The sequence below is a fragment of the Klebsiella sp. 2-CIP_Kleb. genome, assembly GCF_050378715.1.
Taxonomy (GTDB): domain Bacteria; phylum Pseudomonadota; class Gammaproteobacteria; order Enterobacterales; family Enterobacteriaceae; genus Klebsiella; species Klebsiella quasipneumoniae.
The window spans coordinates 270,702-290,536 of sequence record NZ_JBNRLG010000003.1; the positions used below are offsets into that span (position 1 = coordinate 270,702).

17 protein-coding genes are annotated in these 19,835 nt (G+C 59.1%); 6 read left to right on the plus strand and 11 right to left on the minus strand.

Annotated features, from left to right (window positions below; all coding sequences use genetic code 11):
- Positions 1–4: 4 nt before the first annotated feature.
- Positions 5–2,368, minus strand: a complete 2,364-nt coding sequence (locus tag ACQUTP_RS14245; RefSeq protein WP_080847566.1) for a TonB-dependent receptor domain-containing protein — start codon at positions 2,366–2,368, stop codon at positions 5–7.
- Positions 2,369–2,583: 215 nt separating this feature from the next.
- On the opposite strand from ACQUTP_RS14245, the gene ACQUTP_RS14250 reads away from it, so the two are divergent.
- Together ACQUTP_RS14250 and ACQUTP_RS14255 are read left to right on the plus strand one after the other, a co-directional pair.
- Complete coding sequence (locus ACQUTP_RS14250; RefSeq protein ID WP_004205627.1) at positions 2,584–2,877, plus strand: SelT/SelW/SelH family protein; 294 nt, start codon at positions 2,584–2,586, stop codon at positions 2,875–2,877.
- Between the two features lie 77 nt (positions 2,878–2,954).
- Positions 2,955–3,296: a nitrous oxide-stimulated promoter family protein gene (locus tag ACQUTP_RS14255; protein ID WP_072500823.1), complete on the plus strand. Its 342-nt coding sequence runs from the start codon at positions 2,955–2,957 to the stop codon at positions 3,294–3,296.
- 69 nt (positions 3,297–3,365) lie between these two features.
- Here ACQUTP_RS14255 and ACQUTP_RS14260 read toward each other — a convergent pair whose 3' ends face one another.
- The 9 genes from ACQUTP_RS14260 to ACQUTP_RS14300 all read right to left on the minus strand — a co-directional run bounded on the left by ACQUTP_RS14260 (position 3,366) and on the right by ACQUTP_RS14300 (position 10,941).
- On the minus strand, positions 3,366–4,220 hold the full coding sequence (locus ACQUTP_RS14260) for a metal ABC transporter permease (protein ID WP_023319001.1): 855 nt from the start codon (positions 4,218–4,220) through the stop codon (positions 3,366–3,368).
- On the minus strand, positions 4,214–5,062 hold the full coding sequence (gene sitC, locus ACQUTP_RS14265; RefSeq protein WP_080847570.1) for an iron/manganese ABC transporter permease subunit SitC: 849 nt from the start codon (positions 5,060–5,062) through the stop codon (positions 4,214–4,216). The genes ACQUTP_RS14260 and sitC overlap by 7 nt, the downstream gene beginning before the upstream one ends.
- Entirely contained in the window at positions 5,059–5,880 is an 822-nt protein-coding gene (locus ACQUTP_RS14270; RefSeq protein WP_023318999.1) for a manganese/iron ABC transporter ATP-binding protein, read from the minus strand. Before ACQUTP_RS14270 ends, sitC begins: the two co-directional genes overlap by 4 nt.
- Positions 5,877–6,794: a metal ABC transporter substrate-binding protein gene (locus tag ACQUTP_RS14275; RefSeq protein WP_004205632.1), complete on the minus strand. Its 918-nt coding sequence runs from the start codon at positions 6,792–6,794 to the stop codon at positions 5,877–5,879. The genes ACQUTP_RS14270 and ACQUTP_RS14275 overlap by 4 nt, the downstream gene beginning before the upstream one ends.
- Positions 6,795–6,972: 178 nt before the next feature.
- Positions 6,973–7,935: a LacI family DNA-binding transcriptional regulator gene (locus ACQUTP_RS14280; RefSeq protein WP_004205633.1), complete on the minus strand. Its 963-nt coding sequence runs from the start codon at positions 7,933–7,935 to the stop codon at positions 6,973–6,975.
- 56 nt (positions 7,936–7,991) lie between these two features.
- Complete coding sequence (locus tag ACQUTP_RS14285; protein WP_004205634.1) at positions 7,992–8,906, minus strand: ROK family protein; 915 nt, start codon at positions 8,904–8,906, stop codon at positions 7,992–7,994.
- 50 nt (positions 8,907–8,956) lie between these two features.
- A complete protein-coding gene (locus ACQUTP_RS14290; protein WP_048325500.1) occupies positions 8,957–9,271 on the minus strand; it encodes a PTS lactose/cellobiose transporter subunit IIA in 315 nt (104 codons plus the stop codon).
- A 23-nt stretch (positions 9,272–9,294) separates the two neighbouring features.
- Positions 9,295–10,617, minus strand: coding sequence for a PTS sugar transporter subunit IIC (locus tag ACQUTP_RS14295; protein WP_004205635.1), 1,323 nt, complete (start codon positions 10,615–10,617; stop codon positions 9,295–9,297).
- A gap of 9 nt (positions 10,618–10,626) precedes the next feature.
- A complete protein-coding gene (locus ACQUTP_RS14300) occupies positions 10,627–10,941 on the minus strand; it encodes a PTS sugar transporter subunit IIB (protein ID WP_002914979.1) in 315 nt (104 codons plus the stop codon).
- Between the two features lie 177 nt (positions 10,942–11,118).
- On the opposite strand from ACQUTP_RS14300, the gene ACQUTP_RS14305 reads away from it, so the two are divergent.
- The 4 genes from ACQUTP_RS14305 (at position 11,119) to ACQUTP_RS14320 (ending at position 17,647) form a co-directional block, all read left to right on the plus strand.
- Positions 11,119–12,390, plus strand: coding sequence for a PTS sugar transporter subunit IIC (locus ACQUTP_RS14305; protein ID WP_004205636.1), 1,272 nt, complete (start codon positions 11,119–11,121; stop codon positions 12,388–12,390).
- A 262-nt stretch (positions 12,391–12,652) separates the two neighbouring features.
- A complete protein-coding gene (locus ACQUTP_RS14310; protein ID WP_004205637.1) occupies positions 12,653–13,990 on the plus strand; it encodes a maltoporin in 1,338 nt (445 codons plus the stop codon).
- A gap of 12 nt (positions 13,991–14,002) precedes the next feature.
- A complete protein-coding gene (locus tag ACQUTP_RS14315) occupies positions 14,003–16,195 on the plus strand; it encodes a CBM35 domain-containing protein (protein ID WP_428902400.1) in 2,193 nt (730 codons plus the stop codon).
- A 51-nt stretch (positions 16,196–16,246) separates the two neighbouring features.
- Positions 16,247–17,647 (plus strand): glycoside hydrolase family 1 protein, encoded by a 1,401-nt coding sequence (locus ACQUTP_RS14320; RefSeq protein WP_285756368.1) that lies wholly within the window; start codon positions 16,247–16,249, stop codon positions 17,645–17,647.
- Positions 17,648–17,700: 53 nt separating this feature from the next.
- Here the strand turns inward: ACQUTP_RS14320 and flhA are convergent, their stop codons facing one another.
- Positions 17,701–19,773 (minus strand): formate hydrogenlyase transcriptional activator FlhA, encoded by a 2,073-nt coding sequence (flhA, locus tag ACQUTP_RS14325; RefSeq protein ID WP_004205639.1) that lies wholly within the window; start codon positions 19,771–19,773, stop codon positions 17,701–17,703.
- Positions 19,774–19,835 lie beyond the last annotated feature (62 nt).

Sequence of the window (19,835 nt, forward strand, 5' to 3'; positions counted from 1 at the left end):
GCAATCAGAAGTCGACGTTGACTCCGAGCTGCCAGGTGCGGCCCGGCATCACCGCCAGCGCTTTATCGTTGGCGTCCTGGTTGGTGCCGGTCTCGATATTGCGGCTGCTCAGGTAATCCCAGTATTTACGATCGGTGAGGTTGTAGACCCCGCCATTGAGGCGCACGTTTTTCGCTACCTGCCAGTACGCGGTCCAGTCCAGCATGCCGTAGCCCGGCACGCGCATATAGTCGCTGCTGGCATCGGTGATGGCGGATCCGCTGTTGCTGTAGCTTTCGCGATTGGTGGCGGTCGCCTGTTTCCCTTTGACGAAGGTCGCCGTCAGGGCGGTGCCGTAGCGTTTCGCCGGATCGTCCCACGCCACTCCGACGATGGCTTTCATCGGCGCTACGCTGTCGAGGTCGACGTATTTATCGCCGCTGTAGCTGGATTTCGATTTCCCTTCGCTATAGCCGAGGGCGAGGGTGGCGCTCAGGCCGTCCACCTGCTCATACCAGGTGCCAAAGTTAAATTTAGTGCTGATTTCACCGCCGTAGATATAGGCTTTATCGCGGTTTTCCGCCTGATAAATGGTGTAGATATTCGACGGCACGTTGGTGAACTGGCCCGGATTATTCGCCCGGGTATAGCGGGTATAGGCGATAAAGTTCTTATAGCTGTTGTAGAACAGCGCCGTGCGCAGAGTGATGCCTTCGGTAACTTCCCCCTTCAGTCCCCACTCAAGATTATCGCTGGTTTCCGTCTTCAGATCGGTATTGCCGATCAGGGCATACTGCTGGCTGCCGGCGTAGCTGGAGCCAAGGTTCCAGGAGCCATACAGCTGGCTGGCGTTGGGGAACTGCGCCCCGCGCTGGTACTGCAGGTAGGTCATCAGACGCGGGGTGAGGTCGTACTGGAAGGTCAACGACGGCAGAACCTGGGTATCGCTGTTTTTACCATACAGCCTGGCCACTGACGATTCGGTCAGCGCGCTGCTGTTGGCGGCGAGGTCGGACAGATTTTCCGGCTTCGTCGATTGATGTACCACACGCACGCCGGGAATAATGGCAAAATTGTGGCTATCGAGATCGAAGTTGATCTTATCCTGAACAAAACCGCCGAGGGTGTAGCTGCGGCTATCCGCCTCCGGCTGCATGATCTCGCTGTAAACGCTGGGGATTGGCGACTGGCTGAACGGCCGCTGGGTTTTGCTGGTGCTGGCGTTAAAGCCGGCGCTCAGATCGTGGCGGCCCAGGGTTTTCGCCAGTGCGGTCTGCAGGCCCCAGGTGTCGGTGTCGTAGTTGGAGTTCACCGTCTGCATTCTGCGGGTGACGCTGTCCGGCATATACGTCCAGTCATGGGCTTCGGTATGCTGGTAATAGATTTTACTGGAGACGCTGTCGAGGTAGTCATTCATCGGCGTCCAGTCATCCTTCAGGCTCAGGCCCCAGCGCCGGGTCTGGCTGGTCTGGTTGGCGGTGCCGATGGTGCTGTTGCCGCTGGAGTCCCAGGTATCGTAGTGGGTGTGGTTGGTTTTATGGTAATAGTCGAAGGTGCTGGTTAGCTTGTGCTCGTCGTTGGGCTGCCAGATCCCGGAGGCCAGAAAGGCATCGGAGTGCCAGTTCGCCGGGTAGGCATCGACGGTGCCGCTGTTATTTTCGGTTTCCTGACCATCGCGGCGGCTGTAGACCAAAATGCCGCGCAGGAACTCATCGCCGCCGGCGACGGTCACCCCGTTGTGCCAGCTGCGATCCGCGGAGTCGTAGCCGCTGCGATAGCCGAAGGCGCTGGTTTTGCCCGGGCGCAGGTAATCATCCGCCGATTTCGGGCGGAAGGAGACATTCCCCCCGATGGCGCTGTTGGCCGTTTCCGTCGAGGTGGCGCCGGACTGGATCTCCACGCTGCCGTACATATAGGGGTCGATATAATCGCGGCCGATGCCGAAGGTGTTGAGCCCGGCGCGACCGACGTAGCCACGGCCGGTGGCGTTGGGCTGGGCGATACCGTCCACGTCGATGCCGACGCGGTTGCTCTCCATACCGCGAATGTTGTAGCCGGTGTAGCCCCCGCGATCGAAGCCGCTTTTGCCGTTGCCGGAGCCGCCGCTGGCCCCGGTGGCGCTGATGAGCGGCTCATAGCGCATGATCGAGCCGAAATCGTTAGCGCCTTTATCCTCCAGCTCCCGGGCGCTGATGCTGTGCTCGTTACCGGCTTTTTGCGCCGGCGCGGGAGCGGTGACGGTCATTTGTTCCGAGGTGTCATCCACCGCCTCGCCGCCGATGGCGGAAGTGCCTGCTGCGACGGCAGAAGTTTGATAAATTGCTGCAAGCAAAGAGGTCACCAGCAGGCGTTTTTTACACCCTGCTGCTGACGGAGTCGATTTGTACATAGTCGCCACGCCTTGATCGTTATTAGTATCGGCTCACGCGTTACTTCCAGAGTTGCAGGTTGCTCCGTCTTTTCCGTTGCGGATAGGGTCTAACTCCATTTGTTGATTGCGAATGGTAATGATAGGTATTATCGTTTGCAACAAAATATTGATGTATTCCTCATTTAAACTGCACTTTGTTTACACTGTGCCCTTTCAGCCTGAGCGAGATGACGATGAATTCAAAAGCGGCTATCACCATCACCTATTGTTCCCAGTGCAACTGGATGCTGCGCGCCAGCTGGATGGCGCAGGAGTTGTTACACACCTTCAGCACCGATATCGCCTCGGTGACGCTGGTGCCGGGCACCGGCGGGATCTTCACTATCGATATCGACGGCCAGCAGATCTGGGAGCGCAAGCAGGATGGCGGCTTTCCGGATGCGGCAGAGCTGAAACGCCGGGTGCGCGATGTCTGCTTCCCGGAAAAAGCATTGGGGCATGTTGATAAACCCGCTAACCCGACCTGATCGTTAGGAAAGCGGCTGCGTGGCCGGCTTAAAAGGTGTATTATTGATGCATCTTTTTGTGGGGAGGGAAATTGACGGTGGGCAAACGCATCGAACGTGAAAAGCAGACGATCGGTCGGATGATTGGGCTTTATCAGCGCCACTGTCCGGAGGCCCGCGACGACGCCGAACACTATCAGGCGCTGAACGCCTACGCCGATAAGCGCCTTGATAAGTGCGTGTTTGGCGACAATAAACCGGCCTGCAAGCAGTGTCCGGTGCATTGCTACCAGCCGGCGAAGCGCGAAGAGATGAAGCAGATTATGCGCTGGGCCGGGCCGCGAATGCTCTGGCGCCACCCGATCCTGACCCTTCGCCATCTGCTGGATGACAGGCGGCCGGTGCCGCCGCTGCCGGAAAAATACCGACCGAAAAAATAGCGGCCTTCCCCGGCCTGCGCGGCGCGCAGCCGGCGGACAACTCGCGTTTTTTGTAGCCCCGGTAAGGCGTTAGCCGCCGCCGGGGATGGTTGCTGAAGTTTTCTGTTTCCGGCTATCCCGGATCGTGCTTGCCACAAAGGCGACCACAAACAGCGCGGTGAACAGCACCACGATAGTCGGCGCCGGCGCGCTATCGAGATAAAACGCCAGCCACACCCCTCCCGCCGAGCAGCAGACCGCCACTGCCACCGCCAGCAGCAGGGCGTGGATAAAGCGCCGTACCAGCAGGAGCGCGATCGCCCCGGGGGCAATCAGCAGCGAAATCGACAGAATAATCCCTACCGACTGCAGCGTCGCGACGATGGTCAGGGCGATCATGCACAGCAGGCCGTAGTGCAGCAGCCCCCCGCGCAGGCCGCTGGCTTTGGCCTGCGTCGGATCGAAGGCGTGCAGCAAAAAATCCCGCCATTTCAGCCCGATAATCAGCGCAATCACCAGCGCGATCGCCGCCGTTTGTCCAATATCGCTGAGGGAGATCCCCAGCATATCGCCGAACAGAATATGGTCGAGATGGACGTCGGACTGGATCGCTACGTACAGCACCAGCCCGGCGCCAAACATGCCGGAGAAGACAATTCCCATAATGGTATCGCGTTTGAGGCGGCTGTTATCGTCAAGAAAACCGGTCGTTACGGCGCACAGCAGCCCGGCGATAAACGCGCCGATGGCGAAGGGGATGCCGATAATGTAGGCCAGCACCACGCCGGGAAAGACCGCGTGGCTCATGGCGTCGCCCATCAGCGCCCAGCCTTTAAGCACCAGAAAGACCGACAGCAGCGCGCAGGGCACGGCGACGACCATCGATACTGTTATCGCGTTGACCATAAATGGAAACTGAAACGGAGCCAGGAACAGATTCAGCATGCGGCCTCCCTGGCGCGGCGGCGGTTGGCCAGCAGGCTATGCTTCGGCGCAAAGATAAAGGTGATGAGGAACAGCAGCGTTTGCGCCACCACGATAATGCCGCCGGTGGCGCCGTCGAGATAGTAGCTGAGCCAGGCGCCGAAGAAGCTGGTCAGGCTGCCGATGGCGACGGCGATGGCCAGCAGGCGCGGGAAGCGGTCGGTTAACAGCCAGGCGGTGGCCCCGGGAGTGACCACCAGGCAGATGACCAGAAAGGCGCCGACGGTCTGCAGCGCCGCTACGGTGCAGGCCGCCAGCAGGGTAAAGAACAGCAGCTTCAGGCCGCGGGTGTTCAGACCAATCGAGCGGGCGTGGTTTTCATCGAAGAAGGTCACCATCAGATCTTTCCACTTCAGCAGCAGGATCGCCATCGAGATAAAGCCGATCGCCGCCAGCTGGATAATATCCTCCGGGGCGATGGCCAGAATATTGCCGAGGATAATGGTCTGGATATTCACCGACGTCGGGTTCAGCGACACCATAAACAGCCCGATACCGAAGAAGGAGGAGAAGATCAGGCCGATAATCGCATCCTCTTTCAGCCGCGATCGCTGCTGCAAAAACAGCATACTGCCCGCCGCCAGGCCGCCGGAGAGAAACGCGCCGAGGGCAAACGGCAGGCCGAGCATATAGGCCCCGGCGACGCCGGGCACAATCGAGTGGGAAAGGGCGTCGCCAATCAGCGACCAGCCTTTGAGCATCAGGTAGCAGGAGAGAAAGGCGCAGACGCCGCCCACCAGCGCCGATACCCACATCGCATTGAGCATATAGTGATAGCCAAACGGCTCCAGCAGCCAGCTCATCGTGGTCCTCCCGCCGCGCGCCGGCTGATAAACGGCCGCTCGTCATCGGTGATAATCTGCGCTTCCGCGCCGGTGAGGGCGACGTGGCGCAGCACGCCGCTGAAAGCCCGCTCCAGATTCTCGGCGGTGAAGGTGGTTTCTGTCGGGCCGCTGGCCAGCACGGTGCCTTTTACCATCACCGTATAATCGCAAAACTCACTTACGGACCCGAGGTTATGGGTGGAGACCAGCATGGTGCAGCCCTCATCGCGTAGCTCGCGCAGCAGGCTGATGATCCGCGCTTCGGTCTGCACATCGACGCCGGTAAAAGGCTCATCCAGCAGGATCACCTGACCCTGCTGAGCGATGGCGCGGGCGAGGAAGACGCGCTTTTTCTGCCCACCGGAGAGCTCGCCAATTTGCCGATGGCGGTACTCGCTCATGCCCACGCGGGCCAGCGCGGCATCGACGATTTCGCGATCGCGCGGCTTTGCCCGCCGCAGCCAGCCCATATGGCCGTAGCGGCCCATCATCACCACATCCTCCACCAGCACCGGGAAGGACCAGTCCACCTCTTCCGACTGCGGGACATAGGCGACCAGATTCTGGCGCAGCGCGCGATTGACCGGCTGGCCGAGTATGGCGATCTCGCCGTGACCGATGCGCACAAAGCCCATCAGCGCTTTAAACAGCGTGGATTTACCCGAGCCGTTAACCCCCACCAGCGCGGCAATGGCGCCGCGTGGTACGCTGAACGAGGCGTCGCGCAGGGCGGTGTGGCCGTTGCGCCAGGTAACGGTGAGCTGGTCGACATACAGACCCGCTTGCGCTGTATTCATGGCTGTTTCCTCATCCCGTCCTGGATACCGTTGACGATGGTTTCGGTGGTGACGCGCAGCAGGTCGAGCCAGGTCGGCACCGGGCCGTCGGCGGCGCTCAGGGAATCGACATACAGCACGCCGCCGTAGTGGGCGCCGGCTTCGCGCGCCACCTGACGCGCCGGTTTATCGGAGATGGTGCTTTCGCTGAAGATGGTCGGGATCTGTTCTCTCTTCATGGTGTCGATAACCTTGCGCACCTGTTGCGGGGTACCCTGCTGGTCGGCGTTAATCGGCCACAGATACAGTTCGCGCAGGCCATAGTCGCGGGCCAGATAGGAGAAGGCTCCCTCGCTGGTGACCAGCCAGCGCTTATCCTCCGGCAGCTGCGCCAGTCTGGCCTGCAGTGGCGCCATCGTCTGGCGGATCTTCTCTTTGTAGGCCTCGGCGTTGCGGCGATAGGTGTCGGCGTGAGGCGGATCGTATTTCACCAGCGCGTCGCGAATATTATCGACATAGATCAGGGCGTTATCTGCCGACATCCAGGCATGGGGATTGGGCTTCCCGCTATAGGGGCCCGCGCTGATGCCCATCGGCTGGATCCCCTCGCTGACCACCACCTCCGGGACGCCCTGCAAGTGCTGATAAAAGCGGGCAAACCACCGTTCGAGATTGAGACCATTGCTGAGGATCAGCTGCGCCCCCTGCGCGCGTTTGATATCGCCGGGGGTGGGCTGGTAGTCGTGGATCTCCGCGCCCGGTTTGGTGATGGAGCTGACGACGGCGGCATCGCCGGCCACGTTCTGCGCCATATCGGCGATAACCGTGAAGGTGGTGATAACCCTGAATTTCTCCTGCGCCGAGGCCGGCGCCGCGGCCAGCAGGGCCAGCGCGCTGGCCAGCAGCAATGATTTCAGCGGTGTCAGATGCAGCATAGGATCCTCGCAATGGTGTGGTTAATTTCTCAGCGTTTATAGCAATTGCTATGTTATATAGCACAAGCTATTTATAAATGAAAATAATTCTTATTTGCGTGCGGGGGTAATAATGAGCCGGGAAACGAAAGCGCGAGAAAGGGGAGGCAAGGTTGGCCCGGCGCGAACCGGGCGGAGATCAAGAGATATCGGCGACCGACTGGCGCGGGATCAGGCGGCCGGCCAGCGAGCGGCCCTCGGCGGTGAACGTTGGCCGGTCGTCTATCAGGCTGCGAATACGCTGAATACAGTTATCCAGCAGCGCCTCCAGTGGCCATGAGATGCAGGTCAGCGGCGGATAGAGCAGCGAGGCGAGGGGGGAATCCTCAAGGCTCAGCAGGGAGACCTCCTGCGGGACGGCGATGGTGAATTCGCGCAGCAGGCGCATTGCTTCAGCCGCGTAGCGGTCGCGTTTAACGATAATGACTGAGTATTTACTGAAGCTGTTAATTAAGGTCAGCAGCGCCTGCTCGACATCATCGTTGGCCGTCAGCACCAGCTGGCGGTTAAAAGGAATGGAGTAGTTCTGCAGGACGTTGCGGTAGCCTTCCAGCATCTGGCGGCTGGCATCGTCGCTATCGCTGTCCACCAGCAGGGCGATGTTGCGGTGTCCCTTGCCAATCACATAGCGGCAGGCGCTTTCGGTGGCGAAGGCGAAGTCATAGCCCTGGCTGTTGCTTCCAGCGACGCCGAAGCGGTCAAAGGCGATAACGTTGCGCGGCGCGTCGGCGGCAACGGCGCCCAGCACCACCACCGCCACGCACTGGCGCTGCAGATCGTCGATCGCCGCCGCCTGCTCTACCGGGTCGCTGACGTACTGGACCAGCAGGCTTTTATTCAGCCCTTTCAGCGCCTGCGAGAGGAGCGGCAACAGACGCGCGCCGTGGCTCTCGTCCTGCGCGGAAATCACCAGGCCAACGTGGCTGGATGTCTGACTGGCGAGGTTTTGCGCGGCAAAGCTCGGGCGATAGTTGAGTTCTTCAACGGCCCGCAGCACAGCTTCCCGGCTCTCTTCGCGCACGCCCCGGGTGCCGGTCAGCACGCGGGAAACCGTCGCTCTTGAGACATTCGCTAATCTTGAAACATCATCAATCGTTGGCATGGCTTTTTCTGTCTGGACATTTTCGCCTAGCTTAACATACCTGCTGAAAAAAGTGTCTACCGAGGCCCGTCCGCGGCGCCGGGCAACCGGGGCAGCCAGGCCGCGCCGCGCACGCCGCTGGCGTCGCCGAAGCGGGCCGGTTTGATCTGCGTGCGGCAGCTGTCGGAGAAGATCCACGGCACGATGGCGGCAGGCAGATCGCGATAGATCTGGCTGACGTTGGACAAACCGCCGCCCAGCACAATCACCTGCGGGTCGAGAATGTTGATCACTGACGCCAGGCTGCGGGCAAAGGCGTCGATAAAATGACGCCAGTGGGCCAGCGCGTGCGGATCGCCGTTTTGCGCTGCGGCGACAATGGCTTCCGCACGCGCTTGTTCCCCGTAGCGGCGGGCGAAGCCGGTGCCGGAAACAAAGCTTTCGATGCAGTTCGTTTTGCCGCAGTAGCAGGGCTGCGGCGGGCCATCGCGCTCAGGAGTATAGCCCGGCAGCGGATTATGTCCCCACTCTCCGGCGATAGCGTTGGGGCCGCTGAGCAGCTGTTGATGAACGGCGATCCCGCCGCCGCAGCCGGTACCGATAATCACCCCGAAGACGGTGGTGGCGCCGGCGCCGGCGCCATCGACCGCCTCGGAAAGGGTGAAGCAGTCGGCATCGTTTGCCATCCACACCGGTTGGCCAAGCTGCTGCATGATATCCCGGCGCAGATCGTGGCCGTTGAGCACCAGGCAGTTGCAGTTTTTAATGCGTCCGCTTTGCGGATCGATAGCCCCGGGCAGGCCGATCCCCAGAGTGAACGGCTGCGGGCTGACCGCGCGCATATCGGCAATCAGGGTCAGCAGTTGACGCATAAAGGCGTCATAGCTCTCTTTGTGGGTTGGCCGACGCAGGCGCTGGACGCATTCGCCTGCGGGATCCAGCAGTACGGCCTCCATTTTGGTGCCGCCAATATCTATTCCAAGATGTAACATAGTGACCTCGGGGAATCAGACCCGGCCAGCACGTCTGGCCGGGCAAGGCGCTAGGCGTGAAGCGGTTGCGCGCGGTAAATCGCAATCAGTTCGGCAATCAGCTCTTTCGCCAGAATGGAGGTCATCAGGTGATCCTGAGCATGGACCATCACCAGCGTCATTTTGGTTTTTCCCTCGCCTTCGTCAGCTTCGATAAGCTGGGTCTGCACAAGGTGAGCTTCGCGGGAATAGTGCGTCGCTTCCTGCATTTTGGCGTCGGCGGTGGCGAAATCACCCGCTTTAGCGGCGTGCAGCGCTTCGTAACACAGGCTACGGGACTGGCCGGCGTTGATGATGATCCCCATCACCTGTTCTTCTAATTCCATGATTATCCTCTGAATCGTTAGCGTTAAGCGGTTTGCGCCGCGTTATCAGCCTGGTCGACGGCGTTTTCACGCTCCTGGGCCAGCAGCTGTTTTTCGTAAGCTTTGAGAAATGGCAGGTACATCACCATGGCGGTGGCCATACAAATAAGGCACAGGATCACCGGGCTAAAGCTCCAGTTCGCCGCCCACGAGGCGCCGATAGGGGCCGGCGTCGTCCACGGCGTCATCGACACTACGCGGCTGACCAGGTCCAGCTTCAGCGCAAAGTACGCCAGGGTCGCGTTGACCATCGGCACCAGCACGAACGGCAGGAAGAACAGCGGGTTCATGATGATCGGCGCGCCGAACAGAATCGGTTCGTTGATGTTAAATACGCCCGGCACCACGCCCATCCGGCCAATCGTCCGCAGATGCACGGCCTTGCTGCGCAGCAGCATCAGCGCCAGCGGCAGGGTTGAGCCGACGCCGCCGATCAGCAGATAGTGATCCCAGAAGCCCTGGACATAGATGTGCGGGATAGCGGTGCCAGCGGCCATCGCCGCCTGATTGACCGACAGGTTGGCCATCCAGAACGGGTTCATGATCCCGGTGACGATCAGCGCGCCGTGGATCCCGGCGAACCACAGTACCTGACAGACCAGCACTGACAGCAGGATCGCCGGCAGCGTATCGGAAGCTGCGACCAGCGGTTTCACCAGCGACATGATCGCTTCCGGAATGATCATCCCCAGCTGGGCCTCGATAAACAGGTTCAGCGGATGTAGCGTCAGGATGATCGCCAGCACCGGGATCAGGATCTCGAACGAGCGCGCTACCCCGGCAGGCACTTCCGGCGGCAGGCGAATGGTGATGTTATGTCGCTTGAGGAAGGCGTACAGCTCGGTGGAATAGATAGCCACCAGAATGGCGGTAAAGATCCCCTGGCCGGAGAAGTAGGCAGTAGAGATCTGGCCATCTTTCAGCGGCGCGGCGACCAGCAGAAACGACATCAGCGACAGCATCCCGGCGGTCAATGAGTCCAGGTGATGGTGCTTGGCGAGGCTGGCGGCGATCCCGACGGCGATAAACAGGGTCATCACCCCCATGCTGAAGTTGAACGGCAGCATCAGCGCCTCGCGATGATCGAGCGAAAATTGCAGCCAGGCGCGGGCAAAGCCCCACGTCGTATCCGGAGAAAACGGCGGGAAGATAAACACCAGCAAAAACGAGCCGACGATCATAAAGGGCAGGGCGGTAATAAAACCGTCGCGGATGGAGGTAACGTATTTTTGCTGGCCGATCGCCCCCGCCATAGGCGTGATCTGCCGTTCGATCACATCGATCAATTTAGCGTACAGAGAGCTCATGATCTTTCCTTAGTTCTTGTTTTCGATGAGGGAAAGGGCGAAATCAAGGACTGCGGCGCCTTTTTGCATGCCGTAGTCCATCATATTGATGGGTTCGACGCGGATACCGTATTTATCCGCCTGCTTTTGCAAATCCTGCTGCATGTATTTCACCTGCGGCCCCAGCAGCACCACCTGATAATGGCCAACCTGTTCGGCGAACTCCGCTACGCCATAGGCGTTGATCTCTACCGGCAGGCCCCGCTGTTCGGCTTCCGCAATCATTTTTTTCATCAGCAGGCTGGTGGACATGCCTGCCGAACAACACAACATAATTTTTTTCATAAGTACCGCTCCTGATGAGGTTGGATGTGCGGACTATAGTCAAAATGGATGCATTACGGAAAGCGATTTCCATTTATGGATTTATTTATTGTGACCATGATCACCTATGGCAGGCTTTCACTTTCCGGTGTTGTGGGCGATCATCCCGGCGAGACAATCATTCGCAAAGGTAGGAGTATGAACATTCAGTTAATGAATGTGGCCGTGGACATCATCGAGCAGCGGCTGGCGCCGTTGGCGAATGTTCTGACGCGCAACAACCACATTACGGCGATGCGCGATAGCTTTGCGCTGGCGATGCCATTTGTGATTGTTGGCAGCCTGTTGGTTCCCATTTTGTTTCCGCCCGTTTCCATCGACGGCGCCTCGCGTTTCGGCCAGGTCTATTTGCTGCTGCGGCCTATCCTGCTGCCGACCTTTCAGCTAACCATTGGCCTGGTGGCGCTGATTGTCGCTTTCGGCGCCAGCGCCAGTCTCGCCAAGCAGTACCGTCTGCCGGAACGGCTCTGTGGTTTAACCGGGTGTCTGGCTTTTCTGCTGTTTATTGGCTTTCGCGAGACTGCGGTGAGCAACGTTTATCTCGGCGGCATGGGGATATTTACCGCCCTGATATCCAGTACCTATTCCATTGAGATAATTCGTTTTTTCTACAAAAAAGGCTGGTGTATCCGCCTGCCTGATGAAGTGCCGCTGATGACTCGCAATGGCTTTCAACTGCTGATCCCGCTGCTGGTGGTGATGCTGTCGATAAGCGTGATGAATGCCATATTGCTGCAGACGACCGGGCGCATCGTACCGGAGCTAATCAGCGAAGCGGTGCGACCGCTGGTGCTGGCGTCCGACACGTTGATGGCGGTACTTATCTCTTTGTTAATCTGTAACTTACTCTGGTTTATCGGTATCCACGGCGCGCTGATTATCACCGGGATTATGAACCCCTTCTGGATGACCTATCTGTTTGAAAATCAGCAGGCTTTGGCAGCGGGTTCGCCAACGCTGCCGCATATTTATCTGCAGGGATTCTGGGATTTTTACCTGCTGATCGGCGGTATCGGCTCCACTCTGCCGCTGGTATTAATGGCGATGCGCAGCCGCTCACGGCAGCTGAAAAGCGTGGCCAAAATTGGCCTGCTGCCGTCGCTGTTTAATATCAACGAGCCGATACTGTTTGGTTTTCCGGTGATCATGAACCCGGTTTTTTTACTGCCGTTTCTCTTTGTTCCGCTGATAAATGCCTGTATTGCATGGTATTTGACTCAGCTGGGCATCCTCGATCGCGCGGTGGCGATGCTACCCTGGTCGATGCCTTCTCCGCTGGGGGCGGCATGGTCGGCGAACGGCAGCTGGAAAAATTTGTGCATGAGCCTGTTCGCGATGTTTAACGCCTGGATGCTTTATCGCCCCTTCTTCAAAGTTTACGAACGCCAGCTCGCGGAAACCGAGCGCTGATCCCCTCGCCGTCGGCGGCTTATCCCCCGACGGCACCTGTTCACTTTCTCTTTCTTCCGCTCTGCTGCCGGCTTCCGGCGGTATTCTTGTTATTTTATGTGATCAGTCTCACGAATATATTCGTCGCAGAGCGAATTTTGTGAACCAGATAGGCAATTATGGAAAGCGATTTCCATTAGTGGATGTACATTTCCATTTTTGATCCGTAAATTTCCCCTCCGTTATCGGTTCGTGTTAACAAACATAACGTGGGAAAAAAATAATGATAAAGCTGAAACACTCAATACCTCTGGCTCTCCTCTCGCTGGCCGGGACCAGCAGCCTGGCCTGCGCCGATCCGAAGTATGATTTTGCGCTGCATGGCTATATTCGCTCCGGGATCCTTGCCAATTCTGATGGCAACCGCGCGGACTCCGTCGGCCTGATGCCGGACGGCAAGTGGCGACTGGGCAACGAAGAAGACACCAAGATCGAACTGATCCCCACCGTAACGCTGACGGCGGACAGCGGCGTGGTGGCGAAAGTGCAGGCCAACCTCACTCACCAGTCGAAATGCACCTCCGACTGGAACTGTCAGGATGACGATGGCCATGATGTGCAGTTTCGTGAAGGGTTCGCCGAGCTGAGCAATCTGGATTTTGCGCCGGAAATGACTTTCTGGGCCGGTAAGCGCTACAGCAGCTCCAACACTTCCAGCCATCAGTTTGACTGGGAGTACATTCAATACAATGGCACCGGCGGCGGCTTCGATAACATGGATCTGGGCTTCGCCCGCTTCGACGCCGGGGTCTACGCCTTTTCGCCCACCGATGAAACCAAAGCCTACCCGGTGGATAAGGGAGATCAGGGCTACCCGGATGATTACTCCCTCAACCTGTGGCTGAAAAAGATCGCCGGGACAGGCTTCGATCTGGAGCTGATCGGCCACCACATGAACCGTAACGAAAAACATCCGACTTCCGCCGAAAAGGGCTATGGCGTGACCGGTATTTATAACTTTGACGGTTTTTATGGCCTCACCGGGGGGTACTCCCGCCTCGCATTGCAGTACGGCAAAGGGCTGGCGGCGGGCGATTCGCTGGGTAAAAACGGCTGGGGCTGGGCCAATCTGGAAAACACCCAGTCCTGGCGGGTGGTGCTGGATAGCGTGGCCTCGATGGGCGATCTGGAAATCTCCACCTTCGCCTTCTGGCAGAAGGATAAAAACTACCGCTGGTGGACGGAAGATGACAATGGCTGGGGACGCTCGATGTGGGTCGCCGGTATCCGCCCCTATCATCAGATCACCCGCAACTTTGCCATGCAGTACGAGCTGGGCTACGAATACCTGGATGACAAAAACTACAAAGGGGTTAACGGCAAAGGCAAAGGCGGCCTGACCAAAGTCACCGTTGCGCCAACGCTGACCTTTGACTCCGGCTTCTGGGCGCGCCCGCAGCTGCGTTTCTTCGTCACCTACGCGAAGTGGGACAAAGGTGTCTCCGATGCGCTGGACGGCAACTACAACTGGGATACCAATACCATCACCGCCGGCGGTTATTCCCGCAGTGGCTCAACCGACACCGTTAACTTCGGCGTACAGGCCGAAGTCTGGTTCTAAGGAGAGACAGCGATGAAGCCGATGAAAAACCTGCTGCTAATGGGGCTGCTGTCCGCGCTGGGGGCCGGCGGGGCGTTGGCCGCCGAGCGCTCGCATTTTGAACACTTTATCACTCGCGACGGCGCCGCTCTCAAGGATGGCGATAAGGTGTTTCGCTTCGCCGGGATCCACGCGCCGGAGCTGCACCGCATTGAAGACGACGTCCGCGGCCCCTGCAGGGCAGACCCGCGCGGCTGGGGGCAATACTTTAAATGGCCGACGGCCCAGGAGCAGCAAAACTGGATCCAGGCGATGGTGCAAACGGGGGCGAAAGCCCAACGCGTCTACGTGCTGTCGGTGCAGCAGGAGTTTGACAAGGCCTGCGGCCGCGAGACCCATATTCTCGCGCCGGAAACGGCGGACGGCATGCCGCGGCTGAATGAGAAAGCCATGCGGGTGTATGACAACATGATTGCCGAAGCGGATAAACAGGGATTGCGTCTGATCCTGCCCTTTATCGACCACTGGTGGTGGTGGGGCGGGCGCGAGCAGCTGGCGGCGTTCTACCACGAAAAAGCGGAAGACTTTTATCGTACCGATAGCAAGACCTTCAAAGCCTATCTGGATGTGATCCGTCAGGTCATCACCCGGACAAATACCGTCACCGGCCGCGCCTACTTTGATGAGAAGGCGATCATGGCCTGGGAGACCGGTAACGAGCTGGAGGATACCAATGCCGATTTTCTGCAGCAGACCGCGGCGTGGATTAAAAAGTGGGCTCCCAACCAGCTGGTGATGGATGGCACCTATAAGAAAATCAATTCTTTTGCGTTGACTGACCCCAATGTGGATATCGTCAGCAATCACTATTACACCAACGCCGATAATAACCATCCCGGGCAGGTGACGCAGGATCTACGCGCCGTCGGCGGGCAAAAAGTCTATCTCGTCGGCGAGTTTGGCTTGCTGCCGGCGGATCAGCTGAACGCCATTATGCAGTCGATTGTTCACAGCGAGGTCAACGGGGCGCAAGCCGCCGGGGGGCTTATCTGGGGCTTCCGCGGCCATCGTCACGACGGCGGCTTCTACTGGCATAAGGAGTCGACCGGACACTACAGCTACCACCTGCCGGGGTTTGCAAAAGAAGGCGAAGCGAACCAGGAGCAGGCGGTGGTCGATCTGGTGCGCACCGCCGCAGCGCAGATGGCCGGACAGCAGAGGATGGCGCCGCTGCCGAAGCCGGACGCGCCTCTGCTGCGCGAGACCACCTCGCCCTTCGCGATCAACTGGATGGGTGCCGCGGTAGGACGTAGCTACGATGTCGAACGCGCTGGCTCGCCGACCGGGCCGTGGACGGTGGTGGGCCGGGATATATCCGATGGCGTTAACGAATGGAACCCGGAAACCATGGTTCTGTTCCGCGACGATTATCGTCAGCTTCAGCTCGGGCGGACGTACTACTACCGGGTGACGGCGAAAAACGAGAGCGGTCGTTCTGCCCCTTCCAATGTGATTAGCGTGAAGCATAGTGAGGTGAATCAGCCGCCGGCTATCACGCTGGAACCCGCCTTAACTACCACTCAGGACCAGGGCGTCGAGCTTACGGCCAACTGGCAGGACGATGGCCTGCCGTCGCGAGAGGTGAAAGTGGGCTGGCAGCACGCCGGCGACGGACAGGTACGTTTCTGCCATGCCGATCGGCCGCAAACCCGGGCCTGGTTCACGGCGCCAGGCACCTATGCGCTGACGTTCACTGCCGACGATGGGCTGCTGAAAAGCAGCAAAACCGTGACCGTGACGGTGGGCGAGGCGACGGGGAAGGCGCCGGCGGATTTCTGTCGTTATCACGGCAAAGTCTATGGCGTGGCTGAGGGGCGCCTGACGGTAATGAAGAGTGATAAAGACGCGCTGGCAGTTGGCGAGGACGGTTTTCTCGGCCCATTTGCCAGCGAGGGGGATAAGATCAGCTGGCAGGTGCAGGCGCCGTGGAGCGGTCAGTTCCAGCTCAACGTAACCTTCAACGGCAAATGGGGCGGCAAGCAGAACTCCTTTGTCGTCAACGGGGGCGCTCCGCAGGCCGTGGCCTTCCCGCAGACGGATGAGCAGGGCCAGCAGCTGCGGATACCCGTAACGCTGAAAGCGGGGAGCAATCAGGTTGACTTCGGCCGCTTCGCCGGCGACTGGGGCTATATGTTTATTAAATCGATCGAAGTGGTCGCGGAGTAGTACGCTCAGGCTGCGCCAGACGGGCGCAGCCTTTTTTCGAAAGGAGAGGTTATGCAGCAGTATCAGTTTCCGCAAGGGTTTCTGTGGGGGGCGGCGGCGTCCGGCCCGCAAACGGAAGGGGTCACCAATAAACGCCATCGTTCCATCTGGGACAGCTGGTTTGCTGAGCAGCCGGAGCGATTTTATCAACAGGTAGGGCCGCAAACCGTGTGTGATACTTATCATCAGTATCCGCAGGACGTGGCGCTGATGAAACAGACCGGCTTCAACTCGTTTCGAACCTCGATTCAGTGGTCACGACTGATCGCGGATTTTGAAACCGGCTCGCCGGACCCGGACGCGGTGCGTTTTTATCACGCCTATCTTGATGAGATGATCGCCAACGGCATTGAGCCGATGATCAATCTCTACCATTTTGATATGCCTGAGGTGCTGCAGAAACAGTACGGTGGCTTTGAATCGGCGCACGTAGCAGAGCTGTTCGCCCGCTTTGCCCGCACCGCCTTTAACCTGTTTGGCCATAAGGTTAAATACTGGATAACCTTCAACGAGCCGATTGTACCGGTTGAGGGAGGCTACCTGTACGACTTCCACTATCCGTGTAAGAAAGATGGCCGGCTGGCGGCGCAGGTGGCGTTTAACATTATGCTGGCGCATGCCAAAGCGGTAACGGCTTATCGTGAACTGGCGCTGGCGGGCGAGATCGGCGTGGTGCTCAACCTGACTCCGAGCTATACGCTCACCGACAGCGACGCGGATAAAAAGGCCGCCTGGTATGCCGACCTGTTTTTTAACCGCAGCTTCCTTGACCCGCTGGTAAAACATGAATTCCCTAAAGCGCTGTGCGAGATCCTCGCCGCCCACGACTGCCTGCCGACGACCAGCAAAGACGACGTGGCGTTGATCCTCAGCGCGGAGATCGATTTTCTTGGGGTGAACTATTACGTGCCGCGGCGGGTAAAAGCGCGTGAGAGCGAATATAACCTCGAATATTTCACCCCGGAATACTATTTCGAAAACGCGGTGAACCCTCAGGGCCGCTTTAACCCCTATCGTGATAACAACGAGATCCTGCCGCAGGCTATTTACGACATTGCCGCCAATATTCGTGAAAACTACGGCAATATTAAATGGTATCTCGCGGAAATCGGTATCGCGATGGATCGACAATCAGAGGGAGAGCCCGCGGCGGACGGGGTCATAGACGATACTTTCCGCATTCAACTGATGGAAGAGCATCTGGTGCAGCTGCACCGCGCTATTGCCGACGGCGCGAACTGCTTTGGCGTGCATCAGTGGACGTTTATCGACAACTGGTCGTGGATCAATGCCTTCAAACGGCGCTACGGCTTCTGGCGACTGGATCTGGAGACTGGCGAGCGACAGATAAAACGCAATGCGCTGTGGTTTGCCGAACTGGCGACCAGCAACGGTTTTACCCGCGACAAATAGCGCGCTGCGCCAGCGCTCCCTCCTGCCGGCGCGCAAAGAGGGAGCGTGCGAGGCTACACCAGTTCGTCTTTATTAATGCCCAGCCGCTTCATGCGCGACAGGAGCGTGGTGCGCTTCAGCCCCAGCCGCTGGGCAGCGCCCTTCGGCCCGGCCACCACGCCGTTGCTCTCCTTCAGCACCCGGACGATCAGTTGATATTCATCTTCGCCTTCCTCAGGCAGGACCTCTGGCGACCGCGGAGGCTCGACGATATCCCGCTCCGGCAGGGAGAGCTGCAGCACGTTGCCGCGGGTCAGCAGGACCGCCCGTTCGATGACGTTTTCCAGTTCGCGCACGTTGCCCGGCCACTCCATGCGCGTCAGGGTGCGCAGGGTTTCCGCCGGGATGCTGTCGATATTGCGTCCCATGCGGCGGGCGATTTTGAAGGTAAACGCCTTCACCAGCAGCGGGATGTCGTCGGGACGCTCGCGCAGCGGCGGCAGGTGGATCGGGAACACGTTGAGCCGGTAGTAGAGATCGCTGCGGAATTCCCTGTCGATAACCATTTGCTTGAGATCGCGGTTGGTGGCGGCGATCAGTCGGACGTCGGTCTGGATCAGCTTGTTGCTCCCCAGGCGTTCGAACTCCTGCTCCTGGAGGACGCGCAGCAGCTTGGGCTGCAGCTCCAGCGGCATATCGCCCACTTCATCAAGGAACAGGGAGCTTTTGTCCGCCAGTTCGAAGCGGCCGATACGCTGGGCGCTGGCCCCGGTGAACGCGCCGCGTTCGTGGCCGAACAGATCGCTCTCCAGCAGCCCGGCGGGCATCGCGGCGCAGTTCATCTTCACCATCCGCCGACTGTTTCGTCCGCTGAGGTTATGAATGGCGCGGGCGATAAGCTCTTTACCGGTGCCGGTTTCGCCGAGGATCAGCACGGTGCTGTCGCTGTGGGCCACCATCTCGACCTGCTTGAGCACATTGTTCATCGCCTCGCTGCGGCCGATGATCTCCCCGAATTCGCTCTCGACATTGTTGAGCTGCTCGGTGAGGGCGAGGTTCTCATCCACCAGTCGCTCTTTCAGGCGCTGAATTTCGCGGTAGGCGAGGGCGTTATCGATAGCGATCGACACCCGCTCGGCGATCTGCCGCAGCAGCTTGAGATTGGTGGTGGTAAACACCTGTTCGTCGCACTGCGCCAGCTTCAGCACGCCGAGCAGGGTGTTGCCGGACATCAGCGGCAGCAGGCACAGGGTCTGGATCTTGTTGCCCCACATCTCGAAGAGCATTTTCTCGTACGGCGCGAGAGTGTCATGCTCGTGCAGGTTAAGCAGCAGCATCTCTTTGCTTTTGAACACCCGCTCGGTGAGGGTGCCGGCTTCATCCACCTCGCTCTGGTCGTGAACCGGATGGCTGGCGTCAAGATAGTGGGTGGAATAGATGTTGAGCTTCCCTTTGCGGTTGCTGCGCAGCACTACGCTGATGGCATCGATCCGGAAGTAGCGATGGATCTCTTTCGCCACCTCGCTGACCAGCTCGTCGATATCCAGACGCGAGAGGACCGCGTTGGTGATCGCCACCAGGATGCGAAAGTTGTCGCGCTCGTGGCACAGCAGATCGTAATCGACGTTGTTGCTGACCCGGTTCTGAATCTGCTCGGTGACCACGGCGACGATCTGCGCAAAGGTATGCAGCCGCTGGAACTCTTTCTCGCTCCATGGCCGGTTGTCACGACGCAGAAATTCGCAACCGCCGAAGATCCGCCCGTCGGCCGCCAGCGGCAGCAGCGAGTAGTACCCGAACGGGCGATAGATCCCGCTACGGATAAGCTGCGGCCAGGTGTCGGCAAAGGTCTCATGATCGCAATGCAGGGCATCCGGCCGGGAGAGTAAGCGGCGCACCGGACCGTGGGCGAGCACGGTTTCATCTTCGTAGCTCACCGGCTGGCCTGCCTCATCGCAGGCGTATCTGGCCGCGCGGTGGTTGCCTGCGTTCCACAGGATAATGGCCGCTTCGTCGGCCAGCGCGGACTGTTGCACCAGGCGGGTCAGGGTTTCGCTCAGCGCAGCCAGATCGGGCTGCTGTAATAAAAGCCGGGTGATATCAAACAGACCCTGCTGGCCGAGATCGCTCATCGGTGTATACGACATGGCTTACATCCAAAACGCGCCGGCAACGCGGCGCATAAGAAAATGATGGTACAAATAATAGT